This is a genomic window from Edaphobacter paludis, from assembly GCF_039993895.1.
GTDB lineage: Bacteria > Acidobacteriota > Terriglobia > Terriglobales > Acidobacteriaceae > Edaphobacter > Edaphobacter paludis.
The window spans coordinates 3,785,549-3,811,850 of the sequence record NZ_CP121194.1 but is presented as its reverse complement, the minus strand read 5'-3'; the positions used below and the strand labels follow the sequence as shown (position 1 = coordinate 3,811,850).

Annotated in this window: 27 protein-coding genes and 1 tRNA gene; 13 read left to right on the top strand and 15 right to left on the bottom strand. The window is 57.1% G+C overall.

The window, feature by feature from the left end:
• Window position 1 precedes the first annotated feature (1 nt).
• The 3 genes from pheT to P4G45_RS15910 all read right to left on the bottom strand — a co-directional run bounded on the left by pheT (window position 2) and on the right by P4G45_RS15910 (window position 3,973).
• Window positions 2-2,086, bottom strand: a complete 2,085-nt coding sequence (pheT, locus tag P4G45_RS15920; RefSeq protein ID WP_348267458.1) for a phenylalanine--tRNA ligase subunit beta — start codon at window positions 2,084-2,086, stop codon at window positions 2-4.
• Window positions 2,087-2,141: 55 nt separating this feature from the next.
• Window positions 2,142-3,335 carry an ATP-binding protein gene (locus P4G45_RS15915; RefSeq protein WP_348267457.1) on the bottom strand — a complete coding sequence of 398 codons (1,194 nt, stop codon included), beginning with the start codon at window positions 3,333-3,335 and terminating at the stop codon, window positions 2,142-2,144.
• A 74-nt stretch (window positions 3,336-3,409) separates the two neighbouring features.
• Window positions 3,410-3,973, bottom strand: coding sequence for a pyridoxamine 5'-phosphate oxidase family protein (locus P4G45_RS15910; protein WP_348267456.1), 564 nt, complete (start codon window positions 3,971-3,973; stop codon window positions 3,410-3,412).
• A gap of 165 nt (window positions 3,974-4,138) precedes the next feature.
• Between P4G45_RS15910 and P4G45_RS15905 the strand changes: the two genes are divergently transcribed.
• Together P4G45_RS15905 and P4G45_RS15900 are read left to right on the top strand one after the other, a co-directional pair.
• A complete protein-coding gene (locus P4G45_RS15905; protein WP_348267455.1) occupies window positions 4,139-4,495 on the top strand; it encodes a phage holin family protein in 357 nt (118 codons plus the stop codon).
• 69 nt (window positions 4,496-4,564) lie between these two features.
• Window positions 4,565-5,002, top strand: a complete 438-nt coding sequence (locus P4G45_RS15900) for a universal stress protein (protein WP_348267454.1) — start codon at window positions 4,565-4,567, stop codon at window positions 5,000-5,002.
• A 49-nt stretch (window positions 5,003-5,051) separates the two neighbouring features.
• Here P4G45_RS15900 and pheS read toward each other — a convergent pair whose 3' ends face one another.
• Window positions 5,052-6,167 (bottom strand): phenylalanine--tRNA ligase subunit alpha, encoded by a 1,116-nt coding sequence (gene pheS, locus P4G45_RS15895; protein WP_348267453.1) that lies wholly within the window; start codon window positions 6,165-6,167, stop codon window positions 5,052-5,054.
• 101 nt (window positions 6,168-6,268) lie between these two features.
• Window positions 6,269-6,355: transfer RNA gene (locus P4G45_RS15890), tRNA-Leu, on the bottom strand.
• Between the two features lie 151 nt (window positions 6,356-6,506).
• Between P4G45_RS15890 and P4G45_RS15885 the strand changes: the two genes are divergently transcribed.
• The gene (locus tag P4G45_RS15885; RefSeq protein WP_348267452.1) at window positions 6,507-6,770 is read left to right on the top strand and encodes a hypothetical protein; all 264 of its coding nucleotides are present in this window, start codon (window positions 6,507-6,509) and stop codon (window positions 6,768-6,770) included.
• Here the strand turns inward: P4G45_RS15885 and P4G45_RS15880 are convergent, their stop codons facing one another.
• Window positions 6,771-7,331 carry a response regulator gene (locus P4G45_RS15880; protein WP_348267451.1) on the bottom strand — a complete coding sequence of 187 codons (561 nt, stop codon included), beginning with the start codon at window positions 7,329-7,331 and terminating at the stop codon, window positions 6,771-6,773.
• 219 nt (window positions 7,332-7,550) lie between these two features.
• Between P4G45_RS15880 and infC the strand changes: the two genes are divergently transcribed.
• The 3 genes from infC (at window position 7,551) to P4G45_RS15865 (ending at window position 9,930) form a co-directional block, all read left to right on the top strand.
• Window positions 7,551-8,168, top strand: a complete 618-nt coding sequence (infC, locus tag P4G45_RS15875) for a translation initiation factor IF-3 (RefSeq protein WP_373695308.1) — start codon at window positions 7,551-7,553, stop codon at window positions 8,166-8,168.
• A gap of 564 nt (window positions 8,169-8,732) precedes the next feature.
• Window positions 8,733-8,909, top strand: a complete 177-nt coding sequence (locus P4G45_RS15870) for a hypothetical protein (RefSeq protein WP_348267450.1) — start codon at window positions 8,733-8,735, stop codon at window positions 8,907-8,909.
• Window positions 8,910-9,015: 106 nt separating this feature from the next.
• Window positions 9,016-9,930: a hypothetical protein gene (locus P4G45_RS15865; RefSeq protein ID WP_348267449.1), complete on the top strand. Its 915-nt coding sequence runs from the start codon at window positions 9,016-9,018 to the stop codon at window positions 9,928-9,930.
• Window positions 9,931-10,112: 182 nt separating this feature from the next.
• Here P4G45_RS15865 and alaS read toward each other — a convergent pair whose 3' ends face one another.
• Window positions 10,113-12,803: an alanine--tRNA ligase gene (alaS, locus tag P4G45_RS15860; RefSeq protein ID WP_348267448.1), complete on the bottom strand. Its 2,691-nt coding sequence runs from the start codon at window positions 12,801-12,803 to the stop codon at window positions 10,113-10,115.
• Between the two features lie 47 nt (window positions 12,804-12,850).
• Window positions 12,851-13,777: a hypothetical protein gene (locus tag P4G45_RS15855; protein ID WP_348267447.1), complete on the bottom strand. Its 927-nt coding sequence runs from the start codon at window positions 13,775-13,777 to the stop codon at window positions 12,851-12,853.
• An 89-nt stretch (window positions 13,778-13,866) separates the two neighbouring features.
• Between P4G45_RS15855 and P4G45_RS15850 the strand changes: the two genes are divergently transcribed.
• A complete protein-coding gene (locus P4G45_RS15850; RefSeq protein WP_348267446.1) occupies window positions 13,867-14,058 on the top strand; it encodes a hypothetical protein in 192 nt (63 codons plus the stop codon).
• A 118-nt stretch (window positions 14,059-14,176) separates the two neighbouring features.
• Here the strand turns inward: P4G45_RS15850 and P4G45_RS15845 are convergent, their stop codons facing one another.
• Window positions 14,177-14,767 carry a regulatory protein RecX gene (locus tag P4G45_RS15845; RefSeq protein ID WP_348267445.1) on the bottom strand — a complete coding sequence of 197 codons (591 nt, stop codon included), beginning with the start codon at window positions 14,765-14,767 and terminating at the stop codon, window positions 14,177-14,179.
• Between the two features lie 132 nt (window positions 14,768-14,899).
• Between P4G45_RS15845 and P4G45_RS15840 the strand changes: the two genes are divergently transcribed.
• The 3 genes from P4G45_RS15840 to P4G45_RS15830 are packed head-to-tail and all read left to right on the top strand — an operon-like array spanning window position 14,900 to window position 16,398.
• The gene (locus P4G45_RS15840) at window positions 14,900-15,679 is read left to right on the top strand and encodes a sulfite exporter TauE/SafE family protein (protein WP_348267444.1); all 780 of its coding nucleotides are present in this window, start codon (window positions 14,900-14,902) and stop codon (window positions 15,677-15,679) included.
• A complete protein-coding gene (locus P4G45_RS15835; RefSeq protein WP_348267443.1) occupies window positions 15,680-15,970 on the top strand; it encodes a SemiSWEET transporter in 291 nt (96 codons plus the stop codon).
• A complete protein-coding gene (locus P4G45_RS15830) occupies window positions 15,967-16,398 on the top strand; it encodes a gamma-butyrobetaine hydroxylase-like domain-containing protein (protein WP_348267442.1) in 432 nt (143 codons plus the stop codon). The genes P4G45_RS15835 and P4G45_RS15830 overlap by 4 nt, the downstream gene beginning before the upstream one ends.
• On the opposite strand, the gene P4G45_RS15825 is transcribed toward P4G45_RS15830, so the two are convergent.
• From P4G45_RS15825 to P4G45_RS15810, 4 genes are all read right to left on the bottom strand, one after another.
• A complete protein-coding gene (locus tag P4G45_RS15825; RefSeq protein ID WP_348267441.1) occupies window positions 16,307-16,837 on the bottom strand; it encodes an Rrf2 family transcriptional regulator in 531 nt (176 codons plus the stop codon). The two genes, P4G45_RS15830 and P4G45_RS15825, sit on opposite strands and share 92 nt — an antisense overlap.
• A 20-nt stretch (window positions 16,838-16,857) precedes the next feature.
• The gene (gene hmpA, locus P4G45_RS15820) at window positions 16,858-18,096 is read right to left on the bottom strand and encodes an NO-inducible flavohemoprotein (RefSeq protein ID WP_348267440.1); all 1,239 of its coding nucleotides are present in this window, start codon (window positions 18,094-18,096) and stop codon (window positions 16,858-16,860) included.
• Between the two features lie 102 nt (window positions 18,097-18,198).
• Entirely contained in the window at window positions 18,199-18,747 is a 549-nt protein-coding gene (locus P4G45_RS15815; RefSeq protein WP_348267439.1) for a TIGR00730 family Rossman fold protein, read from the bottom strand.
• A gap of 121 nt (window positions 18,748-18,868) precedes the next feature.
• Window positions 18,869-19,207 carry a hypothetical protein gene (locus P4G45_RS15810; RefSeq protein WP_348267438.1) on the bottom strand — a complete coding sequence of 113 codons (339 nt, stop codon included), beginning with the start codon at window positions 19,205-19,207 and terminating at the stop codon, window positions 18,869-18,871.
• 528 nt (window positions 19,208-19,735) lie between these two features.
• Between P4G45_RS15810 and P4G45_RS15805 the strand changes: the two genes are divergently transcribed.
• The 3 genes from P4G45_RS15805 (at window position 19,736) to P4G45_RS15795 (ending at window position 24,409) form a co-directional block, all read left to right on the top strand.
• Window positions 19,736-22,528, top strand: coding sequence for a UvrD-helicase domain-containing protein (locus tag P4G45_RS15805; protein ID WP_348267437.1), 2,793 nt, complete (start codon window positions 19,736-19,738; stop codon window positions 22,526-22,528).
• A 39-nt stretch (window positions 22,529-22,567) separates the two neighbouring features.
• Entirely contained in the window at window positions 22,568-22,723 is a 156-nt protein-coding gene (locus tag P4G45_RS15800) for a hypothetical protein (protein ID WP_174237972.1), read from the top strand.
• Window positions 22,724-22,930: 207 nt separating this feature from the next.
• Window positions 22,931-24,409, top strand: coding sequence for an amino acid permease (locus P4G45_RS15795; protein WP_348267436.1), 1,479 nt, complete (start codon window positions 22,931-22,933; stop codon window positions 24,407-24,409).
• Between the two features lie 15 nt (window positions 24,410-24,424).
• Here the strand turns inward: P4G45_RS15795 and P4G45_RS15790 are convergent, their stop codons facing one another.
• Both P4G45_RS15790 and P4G45_RS15785 read right to left on the bottom strand, forming a co-directional pair.
• Complete coding sequence (locus P4G45_RS15790; RefSeq protein WP_348267435.1) at window positions 24,425-25,639, bottom strand: DUF2252 family protein; 1,215 nt, start codon at window positions 25,637-25,639, stop codon at window positions 24,425-24,427.
• Between the two features lie 99 nt (window positions 25,640-25,738).
• Window positions 25,739-26,233: a ferritin-like domain-containing protein gene (locus P4G45_RS15785; protein ID WP_348267434.1), complete on the bottom strand. Its 495-nt coding sequence runs from the start codon at window positions 26,231-26,233 to the stop codon at window positions 25,739-25,741.
• Window positions 26,234-26,302 lie beyond the last annotated feature (69 nt).

Sequence of the window (26,302 nt, the reverse complement as noted above, 5' to 3'; positions counted from 1 at the left end):
GCTACAGTCCCGGAGCGCGAATCGTTCCGCCAAGCTTGGTGAGCGTCGCAATAATTTCCGCCCACCACGTCGTCAGCTCATCCTCTCGCAGTGTCCTCTCATTCGATTGAAAGACGCACTTCAGCAGAAGGGCGTAATAGCCTGGAGGGACCGATTTGCCCTTGGCATCGCGGAAGATCTCGGTCGGCGAAAGCCGCTGCAACTCCGGAATCGCCAGTCCGTGGATCGCGGCGGCAATCGTCTCCCACTGCATCGCGTCGGGAAAAGTAAACGAAAAGTCACGCTCGACGGCCTGGAAGCGCGAAAGCTCGTGCGCCGTCACCTTGCGCAGAGGAAGCGAGTACAGACTCGCCAGATCGATCTGGGCGAGATAAACGGGTTGCCGCAACTTGCGCCGAGCTGTTTCTGAAGCGGAGAGTTCGCCAAATTGGGCGACCGGTTGGCCATCCAATAGCGCGGTTGCACTGCGCCCCGCCTGCAACCAGGCCGGAGTCTCCATCGTAAAAGTAACTTCGCCGTGCGTGAACAGCGACAGCAGCGACTCGATCACGCCCTTCAGTTCAAACACCGGCGCATCCTGCGCCGCATGCAGCGAGCTTGCCGCTACCGTGCCTGTCAATCCAAGAGAGAGCGACGCGGACTCCGCGACCTCATCCGTCCCGCCCGCAAAGATCGCACCCTGCTCAAATAGCCGGACCGTCTGCACATCGCGATTCAGATTATGCGTCAGCATAGTCAGCATGCCCGGCAGGAGCGAAGGCCGCAGCAGCGCTGCCTCCTCTGAGAGAGGATTCTCCATCGCTACCGTCTTCTTACCCACCGCGCTGAACAAGTTGCTGTCCGCCTGCGAGGCAAAGGTGCTCGATATCGATTCGCTGAATCCGAGCGACAGCAGCCGCGTGCGCACAGCGTTCTCGGCAGCAGCCAGAGGGTGTGCAATCACCACGCCCGGTGTCGGCAGCGTATTGGCAAAACGGTTATAGCCATAGACGCGCGCCACCTCTTCAATCAGGTCAATTTCGCGCTCCAGATCGAGTCGCCAACTCGGCAGCTTCGTCGCAAAAGTGTCTTCTGATTGAGGCGTCAACTCGCACCCCAGCGACGCAAGGTACTGCGTAACAATCTCCTTTGTAATCCCCTCAGCGGCGATTGTCGTTCCCAAATGCCGCTGCACCTGCTTCACCGAAAGGGCAATCGGCGCTCGCTCGGTAGTCTTCAGAGCGGCTGCGGGAACCACCACATCGACCAACTCGCCCTCAACCTGTCCGCCAGACTCCAGGATCAGCCGCGAGACCAGTGCATTGGCTACAGGAGCGGCATTGAAGTCAGCCCCTCGCTCGAACCGGTGCGAAGCGTCCGTATGCAGCATGTGCCGCCGCGAACTTCGCCGAATGCTCGCTGGATCGAACCACGCCGCCTCCACCAGAATGTTCTTTGTCTCCGCCGTAATCATGGAGTCCCAGCCGCCCATCACGCCTGCGAGCGCCAGCGCCTTCTTCTCGTCGGCGACCACCAGATCGTCGGCCTCCAGGGTCCGCTCCGTCCCGTCGAGCAGGCGCAACTTCTCGCCTTTGCGTGCCAGCCGGACTACGATGCCGCCCTCAATTTTGTCCAAATCGAAGGCATGCGTGGGATGCCCCATTCCCATCAACACGAAGTTGCTTACGTCGACTGCATTAGAGATCTGCTTCTGCCCGAGCAGGCTGAAGTATTCTGCAATGCGCCCCGAACTTGGAGCAACGGTTACTCCGCGCAGCACCCGCGCCGTAAATCGACCGCAGAGATCAGATGCCTCAATTCGAACGGGAAAAGACTTCGCGCCTTCCGTCGAAGCAGGCAGCGCCACATCGAGCGGAGCCAGCGGCAGGTTATAGATCGTCGCCGCCTCTCGCGCTATGCCGTAGTGGTTCATTGCATCGACGCGGTTGGTGGTGATGTCCATCTCGAACAGATGGCCATTGCCTTCGCCAAGGTCATGCACGCCTTCGACGGCGATGCCGCGCAGGGTGAGGTCATCCGCCAATTGGCGGTCGGAGACAGTAAGTTGCGGCAGGTAAGAGCGGAGCCAGCTTGTAAGAATCTTCATGGGTAGAGGGGGTTATTCAATTCCTTCCGTTAATCCGCGCCGATTCCTTTCAGAATCAATCGGTCTTCCAGTTTGGTCCGGGCATGATGCGCTTCATGAACTCATCGAACAATGGCACAGTAAAAGCGGTATCCCCGTGGTTCGGGCTCCACAGCATCCCTTTCAGGATAAGGCTTTGACGAAGGGGTGCAAGGCTGTTCACAGCTTTACCGAGAGTTGTAGCAATGTCTCCTGAACGATGAGGTCCCGGTCCTAATTCCGCCATGGCGCGAAGATATTTCTTCTCTGTCGGAGTCAAGCGATCGAATCTTACCCTGAAAAAACTCTCATCGAGCGCCGCGACTGCCTGACTGGAAGCCTCATCTACGTCAGTAAGGGTGATGGGGCTCTGCCGTGCGACATCCCAGGAGTGTTTTCCCCATTCCTGAAGAAAGTATGGATATCCATGGGTGCGGTCGAGAATGCTGCCAACTGCGTCAGGTGTGAAATCAACGCCCTCATCGTGGGCCGGTTTCAGAATTGCCAGTTGAGCTTCAGACGGAGCGAGGGGACCGATCATCGGAAAATCAAAGAGACGCTCGGCATACGATTTAGCATTTCCAGCGAGACCGCGCAGTTGCGGTAACCCTGCACCGACCATCGTGAGCGGCAGATTCGCCTGGGCACAGCGATGAAGCGCCGAGATAAGAGCAGCGAACTGAGCTTCTTCGATGTACTGAATCTCATCGATAAAAAGTACTACGTCAGTACCGGCGCTCCTGGCTGCGCGTCCCACCTGCTCAAACAATGTGGCCAGATCTCCTTCAAGATCCCCATTATCAGCTAGTCCAACTTCAGGATCGAGATCAAGACCTACCTCGATATCGTTGTATTTCAGCTTGAACGCCTTGACGAATCCGGCGAGAGCACGAAGGCCATATAGAGCAAGGTCTTTGGCATTTTCCACCTTGCTCAGGCGTAGCAAAGCCAAGCGCAATTGAGGGGCAAGCAACGCGGGAAGTGAGCGGTTCTCCGGTGTCTCAGCCCGTACCGTAAAGACACCCTCAGCCTCGGCATCGGCGCGCATTTTGTCCAGAAGTACGGTCTTTCCCACCCCGCGCAGTCCCACCATCAAAACGCTTTTAGCTGGCCGCCCAATCCGGAGCCGGGCAATGGCGACATGAACCTGCTTCCGCACGCTGTCCCGTCCTGCGAGCTCGGGAGGTTGCGTACCTGCGCCCGGGGCATAGGGGTTGCGAATAGAGTCCATGTTGTATTTATAGCAAAGTTAGCGAGTTTATAAAATTTTAGTAATATCGATAATGTTTGATTAAGTGGATGAATTCAGGAACGGGTCTTCTCAAGCATCCCCGTCGGAAACCCGTCGATACTGCGTTCATTTTTCAGGTGCCAGTACTCCTCCAGACCCTTTTCGCCCTTCGCTTCGGCCCAGCGGGTAAGCTGATCGCGTTCGCCCGCAAAGTCGAAAAAGGGAACATTCATGCCACAGGAGGTCTGCACCAAGCCCACTTCGAGCATCACCATCTGGCGCACCCCCGGCGGCGCGGTGTTATCAAAGTGCGCTGCCAGCAGTGCCGCATACTCCGCGCTGAGGCGCGGCACAATTCGACCCCGACCATACAGACGAAGAATCAGGGGCGGTCCTTCAAACGCGCAGAACATCAGAGTCAGCCGTCCATCGGCCAGCAGATGCGCCGCAGTCTCATTACCGCTGCCGGTGCGATCGACATACGCGACCGTATTGGCATCAATCACGCGCAGAGCCGCGACATCACGCGGCGAAACATTTACATGTCCGTCTGCGGCGGCGGAAGCATTAAAGAAGATCCGCTGCCGCTCAATGAACTCGCGATGATGCGGTTCAATCCGGTCAAACTGCTTTCCCACGGGCGCAGCCTCCTCAAGGAATGTCGAGTCTTTAGTTTAGACAACCCCAAAAGTCTGCACGACTCACCAAAATGCGAGCAGTCCAGGCGGAGGTCGGGTATGCTCTGTTGTCAGAAGTGCTGGCTGCAATCAAAAATTTAACGAAGGCTAAAAAGGGAACCAACGATGCTCCGATTGCTTTTGCACTGGATCCTAAATGCCCTGGCTCTGCTGATCGTGTCGCATTTCGTAGAGGGCTTCCACGTCAGCAGCCTCATCTCCGCGCTGATTGCGGTCATCATCATCGGCCTCTTCAATGCGACGCTGGGCCTCTTCCTCAAGATCATCACGCTGCCGCTGGGCATTCTTACCTTCGGCGTCTTCTTCCTGGTCATCAATGCAGTGATTCTCTGGTTCTCCAGCCAGTTTGTACCGGGCTTCGCCGTAACCACCTTCGGGGCAGCATTTTGGGGTGCGCTCGCGCTGGCGGTGCTTCATCTGCTCTTTGGCTTTCTTGGGATTTCAAAGAAAAGGCACTCCTAGCATTTAAAACGTCGGCCTCGAAGTCGGAAGCATCCCGAGTCCGTAGCTCGCAAGCAGTGGAGGGATTCGATGTTCAAGAAAATTGCAGTTGCATACGATGAATCACCGGAAGCGGAACGCGCCTTTCGTTCGGCGCTCGGTTTGGCCAAGCTTGTTGGAGGGGAACTCTACCTGATTACCGTCATCGAGAACCAGCCCGCTTACATGAGCTACGTGTCGGCAATCGCTCCCGAGGTTCCACTGTTGTTGAAAAATCAGAAGCGTGCGTTTTATGACGACCTGCACAACAAAGCCAGGGCCACGGCAGAGAAGGCCGGTGTCAGCCTGCATTCCGAGATGATTGAAGGAAACGAGATCGATGCCCTGCTTCAGGGCGTAGGCCGGTTGCTGCCTGAGCTTCTGGTAGTCGGCCTTCGCCGCGACCCAGGAGGAATCAGTCGCTATCTGGGCGGAACGGCTCACCAATTAGCGTTGCATGCAAAATGCGATGTTCTCGGAGTTCGCTAGAAACTGTGGCTGCCAGTCCATAGAAACTGTTCCGGCCTCCGTCTGTTTTTTAGGCAAACTGCTCCAGAAACCGCATATCGCCGGAGTAGAACTGTCCAATATCCGAAATGCCATGCTGAATCATTGCAATGCGCTCGACACCCATGCCGAAGGCGAAACCTGTAATCCGGTCAGGATTATAAGCATCGTCATCGAGCCCCAGCTTGCGGCGCTCTTCGGTCACGCTGGCAAAGACAGCAGGGTCTACCATCCCACAGCCCAGCAGCTCGATCCAGCCTGAGTGCTTGCACTTCCGGCAGCCCTTGCCGCCGCAGAAGATGCACGAGATCTGCACGTCCGCCGAGGGCTCGGTGAAAGGGAAGAAGCTGGGAAAGAAGCGGGTCTTGACCCCTGACCCGAACAGCGCCTTCATCGCATGGTCGAGCGTACCCTTCAGGTCGGAGAAGGTAATGTTCGTATCCACACAAAGCCCCTCCACCTGGTGGAAAATAGGCGAGTGCGTGGCGTCCGCGGCGTCGTTGCGATGCACCTTGCCGGGAATGACGATGCGAATCGGCGGAGCCTGGGCGACCATCGTCCTGATCTGGACAGGGGAGGTATGCGTCCGCATCAGCAGTCGGTCGCGGCTGGGCTTCGCGCCTTGATCGGCGATCTGCAAGGTGTCCTGCGTATCCCGCGCTGGGTGGTTCTGAGGAAAGTTCAGCGCCTCGAAGTTATAGAAGTCGGTCTCCACCTGCGGCCCAAGATTCGTTGAGTACCCAAGATGGTGAAATACCCGAACGATCTCCTGCATCGTTTCGAGCAGGGGATGGGCGATTCCCGGCTGCCGAACCGTTCCCGGCAGGGTGATATCGATTCCCCGCACCACAGCCGCACCAGCCGCAGCCACGGGAGCCTGCAGTGCCGCTTCGATCTCCTGCTTAAGCTGGTTGAACCGGATACCCAATGGCTTGCGCGCTTCTGCGGGAGCTGACTTCAGCCATGCCTCGCTGATAAGTTTCAGGCGTCCCTGCTTCCGACCCAGCCAATGCAGCCGAAAGGCTTCCTGTGCTTCCGAGGTCTCAAGGGACGAGGTCCCGCCGCGGACCTCCTCGGCGACGGCGGCAAAGGCGCGATCAAGCGAGGCTTCATCGTAGGTCAGGAGTTGTGGGATGGCTTCGTTCATAGTCGAGATTCAGGATAAATGACCGCCGACTCCATGGGGTCAGAGGCAGAGTGCCACAAACAAAATGAGCACCTCGAAAGGTGCTCATTTTCATAGATCTTTGGTGCCGAAGGGGGGACTCGAACCCCCACACCCTTGCGAGTACATGGACCTGAACCATGCGCGTCTGCCAATTCCGCCACTACGGCACGGTGTAAGCGTTCCAGCCAGAGCCGAAAACCACTAAACCCCGAGCATTCAGTCTCGCAAACGTGCGGGCCGCTGTCAATTCCACTACAGCGTAAGAGACCTATTCCTCGATCTGGCATCTCATTACCTGTGACGCAGGAACATTTACCTATGACCGAACAAAATCCCTTACTCTCTCAGAACGGCGGCAGCACTCCTCAGATTCCCGAAGACCTGGCCATCGAGATACGCAAGCTCGCCCACGACCTCAGCAATGCCCTCGAGATCATCGTGCAGACGAGCTATCTCCTCAGCACCACCGAGATGAAGGAGCCCGCCTCCGACTGGCTGCGGATGTTAGACGGCGGCGTTCAGAAGGCTCTCGATCTCAACGGTGCCCTTCGCAACTACATCAAGACTCATAGCCCCAGCTAATTATTTATTTCGAGCCGAAACCTTCTTCGCTGTCTTCTTGGTAGAAGCTTTAGCAGGTGTCTTCTTTGCTGCCGCCTTCTTTGCCGGAGCCTTGATGCCTGGGGTCTTCTTTGCCAGAGCTGTCTTTGCCGGAGCTTTCTTGCTCGGCGTCTTCGGCGCAGGGTCCTTCTTTGATCCCGCCCCATTCGCCAGTTTGTTTTCATGTGAAGCCAAGAGCTTTTCAAGCTGTTCAAGCAGGACGCGCGTGTGCATTGGCTTGACCAGCATCTTGTCTGCGCCCATCTCCTGCCAGTCCTCGTCCGCCGTCGGAAACGCCGTTAGCAGTGCCACTGCCGGCCGGTACGATGCCGCCCGCGCTGCCTTGATCACTTCCAGGCCTGATGCCTCCTTCTCCATACGCATGTCTGTAATCACCATGTGATACTCATGCGTATGCAGCTTCGACTTGCCTTCTTTCGCTGAAGCGGCGGTATCCACTTCGAATCCGCTAATCTCCAGCACAGCCTTCAAAGTCAACAGCACAGCAACTTCATCATCTACAAGCAGTATTCGACGTTTCATTCGTTTCCTCTCACCATTGGGAGCATACACACAGTATCCGTTATCGCATCTCCAAAGCAAACTCGGTTATGAAAGCCGCTGGAGCCCCGTGGCGCTCCATGCCGACCGTGGCATCGAAAGTGCTATACTTTACGTTGCAGCGCAACCTTTAACCTTAAGGATGCGCCTAACCCTATACAAACGCATAGCGAGCCGCAATGCACGCTGTGGAGGCGACCTATTCCCCCAATTGATAAACGTTCCGCCAAGTCTTTCATCCGCACCAATGAACGTATCCGCGCCCGCGAAATTCGCGTCATCGACGAGAACGGCGAACAACTCGGCGTCATGGCTCCCTTCGAAGCCCTTAAAATGGCCCGCGAACGCGCGCTGGATCTCGTAGAGATATCCCCCAACGCCGTTCCCCCCGTCTGTAAAATCCAGGACTACGGCAAGTTCCTCTACGAGAAAGACAAGAGCGACCGCGCCGCCCGCAAGAAGCAAAAGATCATTGTCATTAAAGAGGTCAAGTTCTCGGTCACGGTAGACGAACACGATTACCAGACCAAGAAAAACCAGGCCGTCCGCTTCCTCGGCGATGGCGACAAGGTCAAGGCATCGCTCCGTTTCAAAGGTCGCCAGATGGCGCACCGCGACCTCGGTTACAAGATCATTAACCGCCTCATCCTAGATATAGGAGACGCCGGACTGGTCGAATTCATGCCGCGCATGGAAGGCACGACCCTCCATGCCATTCTTGCGCCTTCAAAGAAGGCTGAAGTCGTTCCGGCAAAGAAACCGGTACCTGCGTTTCCCGCGTCGGCAGAACCTGCTGAACCAGCTCCCACTCAGGCCTGATTTATCTCGATTCTGCACGCTGATTCGACCGTTTTTCCTCTTTAAGCCCACAAATCCCTGGTGGCCCATCCTTCACATTTTTGCGAAGGATGGGGAGGGATAGCCTCCCCTAAAATACGTAAATCCACGTCATCTGGACCAAGGCATTCCTTGCCTTGAAGAATCCTGCATGAGCTTTCGTCACGTCGATCCAAGCGACGTTGAGTGTCTGAGCGGGGATATCCTGCGTGCCGCACTATGGAAGACGAGAGATAGAGCCTGATTTCTCAACCCAAAACTCGGCAACTAGGGAATGATTTTAGGCATCTCAGGGTTTCCGCATTAGGTAATTTCTTCCGATCCCGCGCTAAAAAAGAGAATACAGATTCCGTTTATCGAAGAAATTAACTGCAGGATTTTGCGTATTTGCGAAAATTCGTGATTACGTCGGTCACTTCAGCAGGTTCATATTCCAGTATGTATTTGATTCTAATGGACTTAGTTCCAAATCCATCTTAATCTCAATTCATCGAATCTGTCCAGCAAAATTCGTGGATAGAAAATACAACTTCTGGGGTACACATCATGCAAAACATCGTCCGCACTTTCGCAATCGTCCTCGTTCTCACCGGCGCCGCTGCTTCCACCCAGACCTCCTCCGCCTCCGCCAAGACCATCATCACCGCCAAGGTCAGCGCCGGTCCGACTCCTGTATGCCCCCCGAACGCCCCTAATGCCTGCGGTATGAACGGTGGCTGGTAGTTCCGAGGTTCCTGATCATCCAATTTGTGCAAAATAGTGCGATTTAATTGTTGTGCACCCCCGTGGAATCGACTAGGCTTCTTAATAGCCTCACGGGGACGGCAAGATGATCAGTACGTGGCTAGTATCGTTCTTCACTTATCTCGAACCTCTGCTATGTGCGGCGGCTCTCTTGTTTCTTTTGCGCATCAAGCCTTGGCGTAACTACATCTATCTCGTGGCATTGCTTTCGGTCAGGTTGGCTTCTGACTTGGTGTACTTAGGCCTGAAAGCCATGATTCATGTGAGTGTCGTTGAAGCTGGCAGTGCTTATCGTATTTATTTCTACAGTTACTGGGGTTCCTACGCTATCGAGGCTATCCTCTCGATTTTAATCATCTATAGCATCTTCAAACTTGCCATGGCCCCATTGAAGGGACTTCAAGCATTAGGAATGTTGATCTTCCGTTGGGTGGCTGCAATCTCGGTAGCAGTTACCGTTGGTCTCGCCATTGCCCCAAATCAATCAGGCAAAGAGTTTATCGTCGGCTTAGTCACGCAGATGCAGCGGACATCGAGTATCCTCACCCTCTGTCTGCTTATTTTTGTGTGCTTCGCGATTCGGCCCATGGGACTGTCTCATCGCAGCCGGATATTTGGGGTTAGCCTCGGTCTTGGAATTCTGGCGACGACCGATCTAGTGCGAGCAGCTTGGATTGCCCACAATTCGACCATGGAATCAGCTGTAAACTTGATTGGTGGTTTTGCCATATGCGTTACCCTTTGCATCTGGTCGACTTACTTTGCGTTACCGGAACCGAAGCGCCGGATGATCCTACTGCCCACTACCTCGCCCTTTCATCGCTGGAATCAGATTTCTGCTGCTCTGGGCGACGAGCCTGGTTACGTTGCAATCGGCGGTATCCCTCCGGAGCTCTTTGCCCCGGCTGAGATAGAGCTCATGAAGCGTGCCTCCGCGATGATGGCCCCGCAGAAGGTTGAAGCGCACCCAACCTCCAATCTGCGCTCCATCTCCGCATAAGAACTACTGAATACCTGTAAGAAAACGGCAACAGCTCTCCGCTGTTGCCGTTTCCCTTTCCACCGTCCCTATCAATTTCAAAGACAACTTCCTGGTATTCCAATCTCCAGCGCCCTCAAATAGTCAGACATCGGGGTCATCGGTGCAGATTGGTCCAGTTTGTCGGGAGCTTAATTAATTAGCTACAACAATCCCTCGACAATCGAAGCTGCCTTGGCAAGCGCGCCATCCAGTGCCGAGACATCGTTGCCTCCAGCCTCCGCCAGATCGGGCCGCCCTCCGCCCTTGCCGCCGACCATTCCCGCCAGCAGTCCTACGATCTTTCCGGCCTGCAACTTCGCGGTAAGGTCCTTGGTCACGCCAACGATCAACGAGACCTTGCCATCCGAACCAGCGCCAAGAACCACGACGCCGCTGCCGAGTTTGGTACGCAGGTTGTCCACCAGCGTCCTCATCTGGCCCTTGGCGTCCTGCGAATTACCCAGCGCATCGACTCGCAGCGCCAACACCTTGATTCCCTTGACTTCAACAGCGGAAGAAGCCGCGTCCGAGACGGAAGCCGAAGCCGACTTCATACGAACGGTGTCCAGCTCGCGTCGCAGCTTCTTCATCTCTTCTTCCTGCGCCGCGATCCTATGGCGCAACGCGTCCGCAGGGCTCGCGTCATCAGAGCCAGTTCCGACCATCTGACCGACAACCTTGGCAACGTCAAATCCACGCCGGAACTCCGTCAGCGCTCCTATGCCGCTCACGGCCTCAACCCGGCGCACGCCGGACGAGACCGAGCCCTCGCCAACCAGCTTGATTAGCCCAATCTCTCCAGTCGCTTCAGTATGGGTTCCGCCGCAAAGCTCGGTCGAAAAGTCGCCGATTTTGACGACGCGCACTCGGTCGCCATACTTTTCCCCAAACAACGCCATCGCGCCAAGCTCATTCACGGCAACGTCGATAGGCACGTCCACCAGGGTCTGCACGGTCGCGTTTCCCAGCACCTGCCGATTAACGATGTCCTCAATCTCCTGCAACTCCTCATCGGCGACGCCGGTGAAGTGCGAAAAGTCAAATCGCAGCCGCGAAGCGTTCACCAGCGACCCCGCCTGTTTCACATGTTTGCCCAAAACCTCGCGCAACGCCGCGTGGAGCAGGTGGGTGCCGGTATGATTTCGCTCCGTCGCACGCCTATTCTCCGCATCGACGACTGTATCCACCACATCGCCGACGGCGAGCGTCTGCCGCGCCACGACCTTATGCGCGAAGACGCCCTGCACCGGCTTGGTGGCCCCGCTGACGTCGGCCACAACCGTATTGTGGTCGTCCGAATACAGCCAGCCCCTATCGCCCACCTGCCCACCCGAGTCGGCGTAAAAGCTGGTCGCATCAAGCACCACCTCGCCCTGCTCCCCAGCCTTCAGCTCCGGCACGCCTACGCCATCCTTCACCAGTGCAAGGATCCGAGCGCCATCGACCCGCAGCGCCAGGTAGCCCTCAAACTCCGTCTTCGGCAACTCGCGATAGACCGGCGCCGCCGACTTCTGCGAGCCACCCTTCCACGAAGCACGCGCCCGCTGCTGCTCCTCTTCCTTGGCAGCATCGAAGCCCGTCATATCAAACTCAATGCCGGCATCGCGCGCCGCATCGACCATGAAATCCAGCGGCATTCCAAACGTCTCGTACAGCCGGAACGCCAATGCGCCCGACCGCAAGGTCTCCTCATTCATCTGCCGCAGCCCAAGCTCCAGCGTGCGCGCAAACTGCTGCTCCTCAGCCAACACCACCTTCGCCACACGGTCAGCGGACTCCTTCAGCTCCGGATAGGCTGCACCCATCTCATCGCGAACGGCGAAGACCATCTCATGCATGAAGGGCTTCTCCTGCCCCAGAAGGCGTCCATGCCGAATCCCACGACGCAGAATCTTCCGCAGCACATAGCCGCGGCCTTCATTCTGTGGATGAACCCCATCCGAAATAAGAAACGTAGCCGCGCGGGCATGGTCAGCGATAATCCGCAGTGAAGCGCGCGAGCGATCATCCACCTCGTGTTCGGGTTCAACCTTATGCCCCGTCAACTGCTCCGCCCGCATAATCAGCGGAGTAAACAAGTCCGTCTCAAAGTTCGACAATACTCCCTGCAACACCGCTGACACCCGTTCCAGCCCCATGCCTGTATCAATCGAAGGCTTGGGCAGGGGGGTCAACACGCCATCACTGCTGCGGTCGAACTGCATGAAGACCAGGTTCCAGATCTCGACGTAGCGCTGCTCGTCTTTTGGAAAAGGAACGTCCTCGCCTGTCTCCGAAGCCGCGATACCGAGGTCGTAATAAATCTCCGAACACGGTCCGCAAGGCCCGGTATCGCCCATCGCCCAGAAGTTATCCGCCGCGCCCAGTGCGAAGATGCGCTCCGCTGGAACGCCAACATCGAGCCAGAACTGGTACGCCTCCGTATCGCGCGGAACCGCTGCGTCGCCCTCAAAGATCGTGACGTACAGCTTCGCCTTATCGATGCCGAACCACTGCGGCGAGGTCAGCAGCTCCCACGCATACGCGATAGCATCCTTCTTGAAATAGTCGCCAAAACTGAAGTTCCCCAGCATCTCGAAGAAGGTATGGTGCCGCCGCGTGAAGCCGACGTTCTCCAGATCGTTGTGCTTGCCGCCTGCACGCACACACTTCTGCGAACTGGCCGCCCGCGAATACTCGCGCTTCTCCGCGCCCAGGAAGACGTCTTTGAACTGATTCATCCCTGCGTTGGTAAATAGCAGGGTGGGATCGTTCGCCGGCACCAGCGAAGAAGAGTGCACGCGCCGGTGCCCCTTGGTCTCAAAAAACCGCAAAAAGTCTTCTCGAATCTGGCTTCCCGAACGATATTCCATATAGCTGAAAGTTTATCAGCCTGATTCAAGCTCTCGCACACGCAGCTTCATTCCGCTTGCACTCCAGGCCGCCACGTAATCCCCTCCAGCCGCAATGCAGCATCCTTCGTCGCCTTTAACCTCGCAAACTCCTCCCGCCACCGAACCATCTCCAACGCGCAAACCAGAGCATCGAAGGCATCTTCCGACCCCAGTGCCTTCGCCATCACGCCACGGGACAACCCCGCATATGCGGCATCTTCCTTTTGCTTCGCCGCCAGATAAGCCTTCCGCGCCGCAGGATTGCTCTTCGCCACCGGCCCCGTCAGCAGCCGTGTATACATCTCGACCAGTAAGGACTGCGGCTTCTTCGCGTCCAAAGCCGCGTCCTCAAACGGCCAAACCCGAAATCCCGCCTCGCGCATCCGCAGCAGAAACGGCATCGCCCGCAGCGACCCCGTCCCGACGCTGCCCGAGCCGCCGATCTGAAACGGCGACTTCGCCGTAATCCCAAACATCTTCGCCGCGCGTTCCGGATCGCCTCCCTCCTGCCGTGGCGCGATCTTATTCTCCCAATCCGTTGCGCGCATCATCCGCCGCAGCCCATCGCCGCAAAACTCCATCGGCCGTTTTCCCGTCCGCGACGCGCCAACCTTTCCCCAGAATCGCCCGTCCTCGCACTCCCGCGCCAGCCAGCGCTCGCCATGCCCCGCCGCCACGTGCTGCCAGAAGTCGAAGATCGTCGCGCACCCATGCTCGGCCAGAAACCACGCCGGAAAACTGAAGCAGCAATCGATGCCCACCACCATCCGCGGAGTCTCCCGCGCCAGCTCCACCAGCCACTCCCCCAGCTCCACGCGAGTTCGCCCACTCTCAAGGCTCACCCTCCCTGTGGCCGCCGTCCACACTCCTGCCCAGATCTTCTTTCGCTGTCCTGGCCCCTTATCGCCCGACCAATCCACCGCTACCACCCGCTCTATCGCCTCTGCCCGCATCTCCACCCGCCTGGAACCTTTGCCCTCCTTCCAGCGTAAACTTCTATGCAGTCATCCCCCAAGCCCCGCCTTGGAAAGCCGGAGACATCATGCTCAAACTCTTCCTCTTCTGCATCCTCCTCCTCATCTGCTGGCCGCTCGCGCTCGCCGCTCTCTTCCTCTATCCGCTCATCTGGCTATGCCTGCTGCCCTTCCGCCTGCTGGGCATCGTAGTCGAAGGCACATTCGCGCTCATCGCCGCCATCTTCCTTCTTCCGGCAAAGGCTCTCCGGGCCATCTAGACAGAATGTCTCTTTGCTTGTCATTCCGTAGCGAAGCGGGGAAGCAGCTGTCTGAGTACCTAACACGATCGGGAATCCCGCCTGGAGACATTGCACCGCACTATATTCAAAGGCCACCCTAGAACTCCGGCAAATCTTCATCTCGCTCCGCATAAGAGTCTGAATCCCGCCCACCCTCGTCGATCCCTGCTAGGGCCTCCTCCGGCAGATTCCACTCGCGCAATACCTTAAAGACAACCGAAGCAGAAAACCCCGCACGCATCAGCCTGCCCATCACACGCACCGTCTGCTTCTGAGCATCCGCTCCACTCGGCTGCTTCAGTCGTTTGCGGGCAATGTACTCCCGAGCCAGCGCCACCTCATCCACATCGTCGTATGCCTTGGCCAGCGTAGCTGTGACCAGGTCTTTGTGAATACCCTTCTGCGCAAGATCCTGTTGCACACGGCGGCGGCCATGCTTCTCGTTCTCCTTGCGCAGGCGCGTGTAGTCCGCCGCAAATCTCCTATCACTCAGATAATTCAATTCCTTCAGCCGAGCCACGACGGCATCCATCGCCCGTTCCCCGGCCTCGCCTTCCTCGGCACGGCTCTTCATCAACCGGCGCAGATCGCGTACCGTCCGCATCCGCCGCGCCAGCACGCCCACCGCATACTCAAACAGGCCCGCCTCGCCCACTGGCTCGCGCTTCTTCGGTCTCGCAAACGCCATCACTTTATTCCTCCCCACCATTCTCCTTCAAATATTCGGCGACTCGCCCTCTATTTCTAGAGTGGGTCGGCGAGCTGCTGTATGGACTTAGCGGCGGCCATATCGCATCGCTGCAAATACAATTGAAGATGGATGCTCTCAGGTTTTAGCTCGCATTGGCACTATCTCTGGCTGGTTGCGGCTTCGTTGATCGCCGGTGTGATGAATGCCATGGCGGGTGGCGGCTCATTTTTATCCTTTCCGGCGATGCTGTCGATGGGGATTCTGCCAGTTCAAGCGAACGCCACCAATACGGTCGCGCTCTGGCCGGGCCAACTGACTTCGCTAGCTGCGTTGAAGTCAGATCTTCGCAAAGACCTGCTGCCGGTAGCAGCGCTTGCTTCGATTCTTGGCGGATTGACGGGCGCGGAAGTCCTGCTGCGGACGAGGCAGGTCACGTTTTTGCATCTCATCCCCTGGCTGCTGCTCATGGGGGCAGTGATCTTCGGCATCAGCGGACCGGTATCGCGATGGTTGCGGGCGCGGTCCGCCGAGCCTCACGCGAAGCGTACCCCAAGATACTTTCCGCTGTTCTGCGCATTGTTTCCAATCTGCTTCTATATCGGCTACTTTGGCGCCGGCGGCGGCTTTCTTATCATGACGGTCCTTGCGTTATTTGGCGTGGAGGAGATGCATGCTCTCAATGCCATGAAGATCGTAACCGCCTGCCTCTCAAACCTGGTGGCCATCATCACATTTATTGTGAGAGGAGCGGTCCTGTGGCACTACTGCCTGATTTCAATGGTGTTTGCCGCGATGGGAGGGTATATCGGCGCGCGATATGCCCGACGCATGAATCCTGATGTATTACGAAGGATCGTCGTTCTCACGGGATGTGTCATCTCGGCGTATTTTTTCTGGAGGCAATACTAGATGCAACGGAACACAATTGACCTTATCGGCTATGTTGCAGCCACATGTACGACGTTATCTTTTCTGCCGCAGTTGGTCCGGGTGCTGAGGCTCCGTTCTGCGAGAGAGATATCGCTGGGCATGTTTTTGATCTTCTCCATTGGAACGGCGCTGTGGCTGACCTATGGCCTGCTGTCCCACTCCAGGCCGGTCGTAGCAGCAAATGCGGTGACATTTGTATTGTCGATGAGCATCCTGGTATTGAAGCTGCGCTTCGATCGCAACGTACTGAAGGAGGTAACCACCGTATGAGCCACGAAGGAATTCGAATTGTGAACGCGGATGACGCCCGGCGCGAGGCCGAGGAGGACAAGGCGTTGCATGCGGACGCGGTGACTCCAAAGAAGGTACGCGTGATGAAGACCGAGGGAACTGGAGTCGAGATCGACTGGAAGGATGGTCATCACAGCGCATGGAATTTTGCATGGCTGCGCAATGCCTGTCCCTGCGCGACCTGCCACGAGGAGCGCGACAAGAGTGGTCGCAAGCCAGGCGTTGCCAAGCCCAAAGCACAAGCGTTGCTGGCGATGTATGAGGCACCGGCGCGACCCGTCGAGGTAACGCCGGTGGGCAAGTATGCCCTGAAGTTCAAATGGAACGACGGGCACGAGACCGGGATTTACTCGTGGGACTATCTGCGGCGCGTCTGCCAGTGCTCCGAGTGCCTGGCGAAGGGCTGAGAACTCCCGGCTTAAGGTAAACAAGCTTCTGCAGGCGTGGAGTTCGCGCGACCTCGGCGAGAGAATATTCGTCGAGTTTGTCCAGGAAGGCAGCGTAAGCGCTATCGAGCGCGCCCTTGAGCAGGCAGGCTCCGGCCAAGGGACAAAGCTGTGAAGTGCAATCGATGACGGAGTCACCGGGTTCGACGACACGCAGAATTTCGCCGAGCGAGATCGACTCAGCAGTTCGCGCCAGTCGCAGGCCGCCGCCTGAGCCTTTGCTGGTGATGAGGAAGCCCTGCAGCCCCAACTGATGCGCCACCTTGACCAGGTGGGTATACGGAACATTGAACATGGTGGCGGCTGCCCGGACTGTGACTGTGGCTTCCATGGGCTGGGCGCGGCTGCCGAGATACATCAGCAGCCGCAGCGCCAGGTCCGAGAAGCGATTGATATGCATGGAAGGTGCGACTCCTATAGTTACGCTTTAGCCAGTTCCGTCACGAAGGAAGGATCAGGAGCGAATGCTTCACTATAACGGTCGGCGAGGGGTACGTTCAGCGAATCGAGAACACCTTCGACCGCGCCCATGAAGCCGACAGGTCCGCAGTAGTAGAAATCCGCTGGCTGCTGAGGCAGATAAGGACGGAGAGAGTCGATCGAGATGCGCCCCGCTGCATCGAAGTCGCGCCCTTGCACGTCCGCTGGCGTGACCTTCTCGTAATAGACAAGAGCGCGCGCGTGCGGATGAGCAGCGGTGAGCTCTCTTGTCTCATCGCTAAATGCATGGTGGCTACGCTGCATGGTGGCATGAACAAAGAGCACGGGACGCTTGGAGTTTCGCGCGAGGTGCTCGAACATGCAGATGGCCGGGGTAATACCGACGCCTCCGCTGAGCAGTACCACTGGTTTGTCGTTGTCGCGCAGAACAAAGTCGCCCTGCGGCACATGCGCCAGGATCGTGTCTCCCTCGTGGACGGACTCGTGAAGGTGATTCGAGATCAAACCGTTCTGCGCCGCTGCGATATGCGCTGGAGCAGACTCACGCTTTACGCTGATGCGGTAGGTGCGGCCATTGGGCACTCGAGACAGGCTGTACTGGCGAATCTGCTCAAAAGGGGAGTCGGGAACCTGCGCTTTGACCCCGAGATACTGCCCCGGAAGAAATGTCGGCAATGGTGCGCCGGTAGGCGAGACAAGGTGGAAGGATGTGATGACGTCGCTCTCCACGACTTTGCGCTCTACCGTCAGTGGAGAATACCCCGCCCATCCTCCCAACTGGCTCCGGCCTTCGGTGTAAAGCTTCTGCTCCACTCCAGTCATAATCTCTGCAAGCTGGCCATAGGCCGCGGCCCAGGCGTCAATGACCTCAGGCGTAGCGGCATCGCCGAGCACGGTACGGATGGCGCGTAACAGATGGTCACCAACAATGGGATAGTGCTCAGGCTGAACTTCGAGGCTGGCATGTTTGTGCGTGATGCGATTAACCATGCCGCCGAGTTGGTCAAGCCGATCGATGTGAGCGGCATAGGCAAGAATCGAGGCTGCGAGACTGCGCGCCTGCCCGCCATTCTGCTGGTTAGCAGGATTGAAGATGTTGAAGAGGGAGGGATTCTCCTCGAACAGCGTGGTGTAGAAGACCGTCGTAATCGCTTCGCCATACTGCTGTAAAACCGGGACCGTGGCCTGAACTATTTCCTTTTGCTGTTGAAGCATCATGCCTCCTGAATATGTAAACTAGATACATATTCAGTGTTCCGCAAAACGTGCGCTAAACGCAAGTAATGGGCGGTAAACGAACAGGGCAGTCGCCACTCATAGCTATTTGGTGATGCTCAGCATCTTTAACGCTGCGTCAACACTGCTGGCGACCAGAAGTATCTCGCGGCTCTTCTGCTTCAACATTCCCTGTCCTACGGCGTGGTCGAGAAAGCCCAGCAGTCGGTCGTAGAATCCGTTGATGTTTAACAGCACGATCGGTTTATCGTGCAGTCTCAGCGTCTGCCAGGCGAGCACTTCGAACATCTCTTCGAGCGTTCCGAAGCCGCCGGGCATGATGATGAAGGCATCGGATTTTTCTCCCATCAGCGCCTTGCGAGTGTGCATAGTGTCGACGACGTGCAACTCGGTAACGCCCTCGTGCGCCACTTCGAGGTCGACGAGCACCTCGGGAATCACTCCGACTACGTGCCCTCCATGCGTCAGCGCCGCCTCAGCGACGGCGCACATAAGGCCCACTTTGGCGCCCCCATAAATGATGCCGATGTCGTGAGCGGCAAGCGCGCGACCCAGATCGTCCGCAGCGGCTTGGTAAGCGGGATCAACCCCATTGGCGGAGGCGCAGAAGACAGCGATATTACGAATCGGCATGCTCACAGAATATCGTCCCTTGGTGAGCAAGGAATAAATTGTGATCCGTGGCATCGATGATAGGAGGGCAGACAAGGAGTCTGCCCTCGTGCAAAGAGAAGTGAAAGGAAGAAGACGGAATTTAGCGGAGAGTAATTGTGGATCCGTTGAACGCTGCTGAAACTTCAAGAACAAGTGTTCCGGCAGGATGGTTGCTGTTGGCCGAGTTGGTGACGATGCGGGTGCCGGGTGCAAGATTGACGGAGATAGTCTCGCCAGCTTTGAGCGTCATCATCGTATCGCCGGCCTTGAGATCCATCGGCGAGGCAGAAGCATTATGAAGCTCGAACTTGATGGTCTTCGACCGTGCGAACATGGCGTTGACCGGTGTGAGTACGTTGACTGGAGAGGCATAGACTGCCTGTGAAGCAAGCAGGCATGCAACGGCAAGAGGCGCGATGAAAAGAGACTTGCGAATCATAAGAGAAACTCCTGGTATGGCGATGTTGGCGTCAGTGAAACTCGGGGACGTTCCACAAACGTTGCCGTGCGGGCATAGTTTAGAGTTGGCATCCGTCAGAGGAGTCGAGGGACGCACGGAAGATAGCTGGAGTTCGGTTTAGGCTGTGCGTATGAATTCGAACCCGGTAATTCCGGTCGAAATCAGATGGAAGCGCGGGGCCCTGAATTAATCACCGGGTGGGGAAGCGGTTGCGACAACGAATGCAAATTGCGTTTTGTAGCCCATAAAGTTCCCTGATGAATGCGTGCGGCGGAATCTCTCTGCCTAAGGTTCAGGAGATTCGTCGTTGAGATTGATTACGCAGATTGGACGTGGGTGGTTCCCGATCAGATGAAAAAATATTCATTCGGAATCAAATAAATTCGCAGCGCGAGCTTGAAATTATTTCGGGCGATAGGACGCCTTTCAGCAGGTTGATTTCTATACACAGCGGCGCTGGAAATCATTCCCGCGCTATGAACGTAAAATTGAGGTTGGAGCTTAAGGATGTCATCGGAGTTGGTTGCAAATATGAACCCGCAGCAGCGGGAGGGCGTCGAAGCCGTCGATGGCCCCGTGCTGTTGCTGGCTGGAGCGGGCAGCGGCAAGACCCGCGTGATTACGCATCGCATCGCCTATCTCATCAAGGAGAGAGGTGTTCCAGCGGACTCGATTCTCGCGGTGACCTTTACCAATAAGGCGGCAAAGGAGATGGCCGAACGAGTCGATAAAATTATGGGGCACACGTCGCTGGCCAAGCCCATGCTGGCCACGTTCCACTCATTCTGTGTGCGCGTCTTGCGCCGCGACATCGAGGCCATGCGGGTCAATGGCGTTGGCCTTACGCGAACGTTTGCCATCTACGACGAGACCGATCAGCAGGCAGTTGTGAAGCAGGCGCTGAAGCGATTGGCGATCGATGACAAGTCGCTGAAGCCGCGCGTCGCATTGGGGCGAATCTCGTGGGCGAAGAACCACATGATCGATCCGCAGGAGTATTTTCTTGCCAGCGCGAATCCGATGGAGGAGAAGATTGCGCACATCTTCGAGATCTATCGAAAGGAGCTATTCAAGGCCAATGCGCTCGACTTCGACGATCTGCTGCTCGAAACTGTCCGGCTGCTGAAGTCGTCCAGCGAGGTAAGAGAACGGTACAACCGCCGCTACAGATATCTGATGATCGACGAGTATCAGGACACCAACCGTCCGCAATACGAGCTAATGAAGCTGCTCTCCGGACCGGAGGGGAACGTCTGCGTCGTCGGCGATGAAGACCAGTCCATCTATAGCTGGCGCGGTGCCGACATTCGCAACATTCTGGAGTTCGAAAAAGACTTTCCCCACGTTCGGACCATCCGGCTGGAGCAGAACTATCGCTCGACGCAGGTGATCCTGGAGGGTGCGTCGGCAGTGGTCGCGCAGAATACGCAGCGAAAAGGCAAGAACCTCTGGACCTCGCGCGAGGGCGGTTCGCTGATCGGCTTCTACGAGGCTCCCGACGGAGAGAACGAAGCCCTGTTCATCGCAGACCGCATCCAAAAATATCTTCGCGCTGCCGGGCAGCAGGAAGACGCGCCCCGCTGCGCTGTGCTCTACCGCACGAACTCGCAGTCGCGACTGGTAGAAGAGGCCCTGCGGCGATATCAGATCCAATACCACATGGTCGGGGGATTCAGCTTCTATGACCGCGCCGAGGTAAAAGACATCCTCAGCTATATGAAGCTGGTGCAGAATGTGCACGACTCCATCGCGCTGGGCCGCGTGGTCAACTCGCCTCCGCGAGGCATCGGCAAGACGACGATGGAGACGCTCGAGCGAATGGCACTCTCCTCCGGCATGAGCACGTGGGACGCAATTGGCAAAGCGATTGAGGACAAATTGCTGCCGCAGCGGGCATTGATTGCGCTCAGCGGCTTTCGTCGTTTGATCGAAGACGCTCGTGCAATGCTGGGCCCGGGATTTGCAGAAAAGCTCGCCGCAGATGTGGAAGAACAGGAAACAGGGGACAGCGATCAGGGAACAGCCAGCGAGGATGCTTCGTTTGACGTTGCAGACTTTGAGGCTGCTCCAACAAGTGATGACGCGGCCGACACAACCTTCGACACCAGCTTTAACTTCGGTTTCGATTTCGGTCCAAGTGAAGAGATCTCCACTATCGCGCCGGAGAATGCCACAGATTCCGATGCCTCGCACCAGATCGACGCTGTTTCGTTTAATCCTTTTGCGCCCGTGATATTGAAGAAGTCGGCCGCTGCGTCTCCTGCCAGATTGACATCCATTGCTGCGACGGAAGTAGCGGAGGAAAAGCCGGCATTTCGCAAGCCAGGAGATGCAGCTACCTTGCCGGAGTTGATCAAATTTTTAAATGACCGTAGTGGCTACATCCGAGTCCTGGAAGAAGAGGCCACCCCGGAGTCATTCTCGCGTATTGAGAATCTGAAGGAATTGGCGAACGCAGCGCAGGACGCACAGGAGCGTGGCGAGACGCTGCACGAATTCCTCGACCACGCTGCGCTGGTGAGCGATGCGGACTCGTACTCGGCTGATGCACGCGTAACCCTGATGACCCTCCACGCGGCCAAGGGGCTGGAATTTCCGCTCGTCTTTCTGGCGGGAATGGAGGAAGGCCTCTTTCCGCACTCGCGCACCTTCACCGACCCCATCGGCCTCGAGGAGGAGCGTCGGCTCTGCTACGTCGGCATGACCCGCGCCATGGATACGCTGGTGATGACTCGCGCCCGCTACCGTCGTCGCTATGGCAGCGACATGCCGGAGTCGAGCATCCCTTCGCGCTTTCTCGAAGAGGTTCCATCGCGTCTGGTCGAAGACCTCGGCAGCCCCCCGGCGCGTCCGCAGTTTTCCGGCTCGGATTATGGAAACTCCTACTCAACCCCGTACCCGAAGGCGAATCGCTTTGGCGCCGGCAACACAGACGTAGGCGAACGCCATTACAGCTACGAGGATGAAGACCAGAGAGCCCAGAGTGCCCAGAGCAGCGCATCAGGAAGCAGCGCTCGTTCGAAATTCAGCAAAACCGCTGTTCCCGGCCAATCCATCGACAACATCGCCAGCTTCTTTGCGGCCCGCGGACAGAAGATCTCGCGGCCAAAGCTGGACATTCCCGAGGCCACCGGCAAGACCGGGCTGCAGCAGGGAATGCGCGTCCGGCACCCCAAGTATGGCGAAGGAACTGTCTTTCGCCGCGAAGGCGACGGGGATGACGCGAAGATTACAGTACAATTTCAACAGCACGGCGTTAAGAAGCTGGTGGAGAAGTTCGCCCAACTGGAGCGCCTCTAAAGTTCTGAAAATCGCACCTGGAAAGATTGGCATCGATACATGGCAAATACAAAGAGCATCACCGACACCGAAGAGCGCAAGAAGGTAAAGCGCGCAGCACGTAAGAAGGCCGCCCCCAAGGCAAAGCGCACCGGCGCTCGCGGCGAGAACAAAGCCAAGATCAAGAAAGCTTCACGCGGACAAAGCAAGCGGTAACGGAATAAAGCTCTGAGCGGAACCGGCAATGCGGCTCTCGCTGCATTATCGAGCGACGATGTTCCGCTCAGAGCAATTCCGTCCGGATAAGACTTCAAGCTGCTCCAGAATGATTCTGTTTGAGGAGCAATTCCGCTGGCCAGACAGATATTTCGCACCAAATCGATCGACAAGCTGATCTCTGAATCGGAGCGGCCGGAGCACGCGTTGAAGAAGACGCTGGGTCCGGTGTCTTTGACGGCGCTGGGCATCGGCGCGGTCATCGGGTCGGGAATCTTTACGGTGATCGGCGTGGCGATCGGCGGGAACCCAGCCGCGCTCGTCTCGTGGTCCGATTCGCCTGTCATCGATCTGCTTTTGCATCACGGAGCCATCGCCGGACGCCCCGGCGCAGGACCGGCACTGGCAATCTCGCTGGTACTGGTTGCCATCGTCTGCGCGCTCACTGGTCTCTGTTACGCCGAACTCGCATCGATGATCCCCATCGCCGGGTCGGCTTACACCTACACCTACGCGACGCTCGGCGAACTGGTGGCTTGGATCATCGGCTGGGACCTGATCCTCGAGTACGCCTTCTCGAACATGAGCGTGAGCGTCGGCTTTGCGGCGCATGTGGTCGCCCTGCTGGACTGGATGGGAATCCACATATCGCCAAAATGGCTCTCCCCCGCTTATCTTCCGCTGGGCCTCCAGGACCTTCAGGGAAACGACATCTACACCCCGGGGTGGCACGCAGGCTTCAACATTCCGGCATTTTTAATTGTGCTGCTGCTGACTGTCGTGCTTGTGCGCGGCATCCGCGAGTCCTCGCGTACCAACAACATTATGGTCTTGGTGAAGATCGCAGCGATTCTGCTGTTCGTCTTCTTCGGACTCAGCTTCATTCATCCGGCCAACTACACGCCATTCTCTCCCAACGGTATGAGCGGCATTCTCGCCGGTGGCTCGATAATCTTCTTCACCTATATTGGTTTCGATTCCATCTCGACGGCAAGCGAGGAGTGCAAAAATCCCCGCCGCGACGTGCCCATCGGCATCATCGCAACGCTGGTCGTCTGCACCATCCTGTACGTCGGAGTGGCCGTGGTGCTGACCGGCCTGGTTCCCTGGCAGTCCGTCGCCGGTGATGGCGCTCCCGTCGTCAACGCGCTGAAGAGAGTCGCAACCACCGAGCCGGGAGGCCACAGCCTGCACTGGGTGAGGCTTGCGGTACTCATCGGTGCGCTGGTGGGAATGATCTCGTCCATTCTCGTCTTCCAGCTGGGGCAGGCACGGGTATGGTTTGCAATGTCGCGCGACCGCCTGTTGCCCGACGTCTTCAGCCGCGTACACCCGAAGTTCCGCACGCCAGCCTTCGCCACCTGGGTGGCAGGAGTCCTCGTGGCAATTCCCGCAGGCCTCTTTGACGTAGGCACCTTCGCTGAGATGTCGAACATCGGAACGCTGTTCGCCTTTGTACTGGTGTCGATCGGTGTGATCGTACTCCGCGTGCGCCAACCGGAGCGGCCCCGAGGCTTTCGCGTTCCCTTTGGGCCCATCATTCCAGTGCTCTCCGTACTGTTCTGCGTGCTGCTGATGGCGGGGCTGCCAGCTAAAACCTGGATACGGTTCTTCGTGTGGCTGATCATCGGTCTGGGCGTGTACATCTTCTACAGCCGCAAACGAAGCGAGTTTTACAAAAACTAGACGACGCGCGCCGCTTCATTTTGTCTGAAGCGCATACTGACGGCAATGCTCAAGATATGCCGCTTCGTGGCGTGCCACTAACTCCACCACGCTCTTCCACAGCCATGAAGGAGCGTCCAGTGTCTTCAGTCGGCTGCGATTCAGCACCTCCCGCCACTTCTTCCTCGTCTTGGCGTCCATCTGCCGTGCGTGAGCGCGGCCGACCACGAACGCCAGATGACGTGCGGCAGCAACCGCTTCATCCACAGTCAAAGACTCCATCTCTAACTTCAGATCTTGAGGCAGCAGTTCCCGCATTACAACGGAACGTCCAAGAAGCTTTGCCGGGAGCATTCTCTCCCCCAGAAAGGGCGAAAGGTTCATTGCACCCTCAACCACACGGGCTGCATGGTCTTTGAAGACTTTGCTTCCTCTGGCGCGCGGGGCGGCCGCGGCCACGCCCTCTTTTATGTCGATGAGGCAAAACTTTTCTTCGGTTCCTTTCGTCTTCCCCACGCGCACCAGAACGGCATAACGCAATCGCCCCAAGGAACTGCAGCCCTTCATCCAGTAGGCTGCGTCGACAACCTCAATAGGTGCGTCGTCCTCCCGATCCTGCAAACATGTCACGAGTTTCCTGGCAGCTTCCGTTGCGAACAGCTCTTTGATCCGGAGCCTCTCCTCCTTGGATAAAGCCCAGAACCGTTCTCCGAGCGGGATCTGGGGACTGACCCCTTCAATGCGCTCATTCGCCAGATTTTTCCACCGGCGTCGAAGAGCCTGTTTGAGTACCGTCTGAACCGGGTCCGGGATCTTCCCTTTTTTAACCTTCTGCTTCCGCCGGGGAGCAAGCGCCTCCTGATATCCCTCTGTCATCTGCTCGATCATCCGGGCCGTCGTCACGCCGGGAAGATCAGAACCCCTCGCCGCAGTGGCCAGGGAAAGTCCTAATCGAACCAGGTCGTGCGCTGGATTTCCAATCACTGTTTGATCGAGGTCTCGGATCGCCAGCTCAATCTCGCCGTCGGAGTTGCCCACAGGTCCCAGGTTGCCTACATGGCAATCGCCGCAGATCCAGATGGATGGCCCCTTCGGCAGCAAGGCTGCGCTTTCGGTCTGCAGCCACTCGTAAAACTGGATCGTGTTGCCCCGCACATAAGCGTGCGCGGACTTTGCCATCTTTAACTGGCGACGGGTTTCTAAAATCGCTCCACGCTTTGGCGGTTTAGGTCCAAGGTACTTCTTCTTCATCCGGCAATCCTATTCCGCTTTTCAATCCTATGAAAAATAGATCCTGCTCACAAAAGAAATGAGCCGCCGCCGCGGCTCATTGAGAGTGCTAAACCTCCTCTAACCGGCGCGTTTAGCTTCTGCGTTCACCTGCTTCGAAATACCACTCAGCTTCTTGTCGGCTGCCTTCTCTTCGGCGAGTGTTGCTTCGAGGAGTTTTGCGATTTCACTCTGCCCCAGTAGCTTTGCGAACGCCTGGGCTGAACCATAGCCGGCCATCTCATAGTGCTCTACCCGCTGCGCGGCAGAGATCAGCGCGGCGTCCCGTACAACGCCCTTGCCGGTATCTTCGAGAACCTCAGAGCCTTCTTCGAGCACGCCCTTCATGCCGACGCAGGTCTTTCCCTTCGGACTCTTTCCCAGAATCTGAAAAGCCTGTTCCAGCCGCGCAACCTGCCCGTTCGTCTCTTCCAGGTGGCTCAAAAACGCCTGTTTCAACTCTGCAGAAGTTGCAGCTTTAGCCAGCTTGGGAAGTGCGCGTGTGATCTGCTTCTCCGCGGAATATAAGTCTTTCAATTCGTCGATAAAAAGTTCCTGCATTGTCTCTACGCTCATGCCGTTTCTCCCAAAATCTATAGTTGCAAGCAATAGTAGGATGAGACGCCTATCCGATATGTTGTACCT

Excerpts from the sequence above, each read along its gene's own strand:
- pheT (WP_348267458.1), bottom strand. The coding sequence starts at position 2,086 with ATGAAGATTCTTACAAGCTGGCTCCGCTCTTACCTGCCGCAACTTACT.
- P4G45_RS15915 (WP_348267457.1), bottom strand. The coding sequence starts at position 3,335 with ATGGACTCTATTCGCAACCCCTATGCCCCGGGCGCAGGTACGCAACCT.
- P4G45_RS15905 (WP_348267455.1), top strand. The coding sequence starts at position 4,139 with ATGCTCCGATTGCTTTTGCACTGGATCCTAAATGCCCTGGCTCTGCTG.
- P4G45_RS15900 (WP_348267454.1), top strand. The coding sequence starts at position 4,565 with ATGTTCAAGAAAATTGCAGTTGCATACGATGAATCACCGGAAGCGGAA.
- pheS (WP_348267453.1), bottom strand. The coding sequence starts at position 6,167 with ATGAACGAAGCCATCCCACAACTCCTGACCTACGATGAAGCCTCGCTT.
- P4G45_RS15885 (WP_348267452.1), top strand. The coding sequence starts at position 6,507 with ATGACCGAACAAAATCCCTTACTCTCTCAGAACGGCGGCAGCACTCCT.
- P4G45_RS15880 (WP_348267451.1), bottom strand. The coding sequence starts at position 7,331 with ATGAAACGTCGAATACTGCTTGTAGATGATGAAGTTGCTGTGCTGTTG.
- P4G45_RS15870 (WP_348267450.1), top strand. The coding sequence starts at position 8,733 with ATGCAAAACATCGTCCGCACTTTCGCAATCGTCCTCGTTCTCACCGGC.
- P4G45_RS15865 (WP_348267449.1), top strand. The coding sequence starts at position 9,016 with ATGATCAGTACGTGGCTAGTATCGTTCTTCACTTATCTCGAACCTCTG.
- alaS (WP_348267448.1), bottom strand. The coding sequence starts at position 12,803 with ATGGAATATCGTTCGGGAAGCCAGATTCGAGAAGACTTTTTGCGGTTT.
- P4G45_RS15855 (WP_348267447.1), bottom strand. The coding sequence starts at position 13,777 with ATGCGGGCAGAGGCGATAGAGCGGGTGGTAGCGGTGGATTGGTCGGGC.
- P4G45_RS15850 (WP_348267446.1), top strand. The coding sequence starts at position 13,867 with ATGCTCAAACTCTTCCTCTTCTGCATCCTCCTCCTCATCTGCTGGCCG.
- P4G45_RS15845 (WP_348267445.1), bottom strand. The coding sequence starts at position 14,767 with ATGGCGTTTGCGAGACCGAAGAAGCGCGAGCCAGTGGGCGAGGCGGGC.
- P4G45_RS15840 (WP_348267444.1), top strand. The coding sequence starts at position 14,900 with ATGCTCTCAGGTTTTAGCTCGCATTGGCACTATCTCTGGCTGGTTGCG.
- P4G45_RS15835 (WP_348267443.1), top strand. The coding sequence starts at position 15,680 with ATGCAACGGAACACAATTGACCTTATCGGCTATGTTGCAGCCACATGT.
- P4G45_RS15830 (WP_348267442.1), top strand. The coding sequence starts at position 15,967 with ATGAGCCACGAAGGAATTCGAATTGTGAACGCGGATGACGCCCGGCGC.
- P4G45_RS15825 (WP_348267441.1), bottom strand. The coding sequence starts at position 16,837 with ATGCATATCAATCGCTTCTCGGACCTGGCGCTGCGGCTGCTGATGTAT.
- hmpA (WP_348267440.1), bottom strand. The coding sequence starts at position 18,096 with ATGATGCTTCAACAGCAAAAGGAAATAGTTCAGGCCACGGTCCCGGTT.
- P4G45_RS15815 (WP_348267439.1), bottom strand. The coding sequence starts at position 18,747 with ATGCCGATTCGTAATATCGCTGTCTTCTGCGCCTCCGCCAATGGGGTT.
- P4G45_RS15810 (WP_348267438.1), bottom strand. The coding sequence starts at position 19,207 with ATGATTCGCAAGTCTCTTTTCATCGCGCCTCTTGCCGTTGCATGCCTG.
- P4G45_RS15805 (WP_348267437.1), top strand. The coding sequence starts at position 19,736 with ATGTCATCGGAGTTGGTTGCAAATATGAACCCGCAGCAGCGGGAGGGC.
- P4G45_RS15800 (WP_174237972.1), top strand. The coding sequence starts at position 22,568 with ATGGCAAATACAAAGAGCATCACCGACACCGAAGAGCGCAAGAAGGTA.
- P4G45_RS15790 (WP_348267435.1), bottom strand. The coding sequence starts at position 25,639 with ATGAAGAAGAAGTACCTTGGACCTAAACCGCCAAAGCGTGGAGCGATT.
- P4G45_RS15785 (WP_348267434.1), bottom strand. The coding sequence starts at position 26,233 with ATGAGCGTAGAGACAATGCAGGAACTTTTTATCGACGAATTGAAAGAC.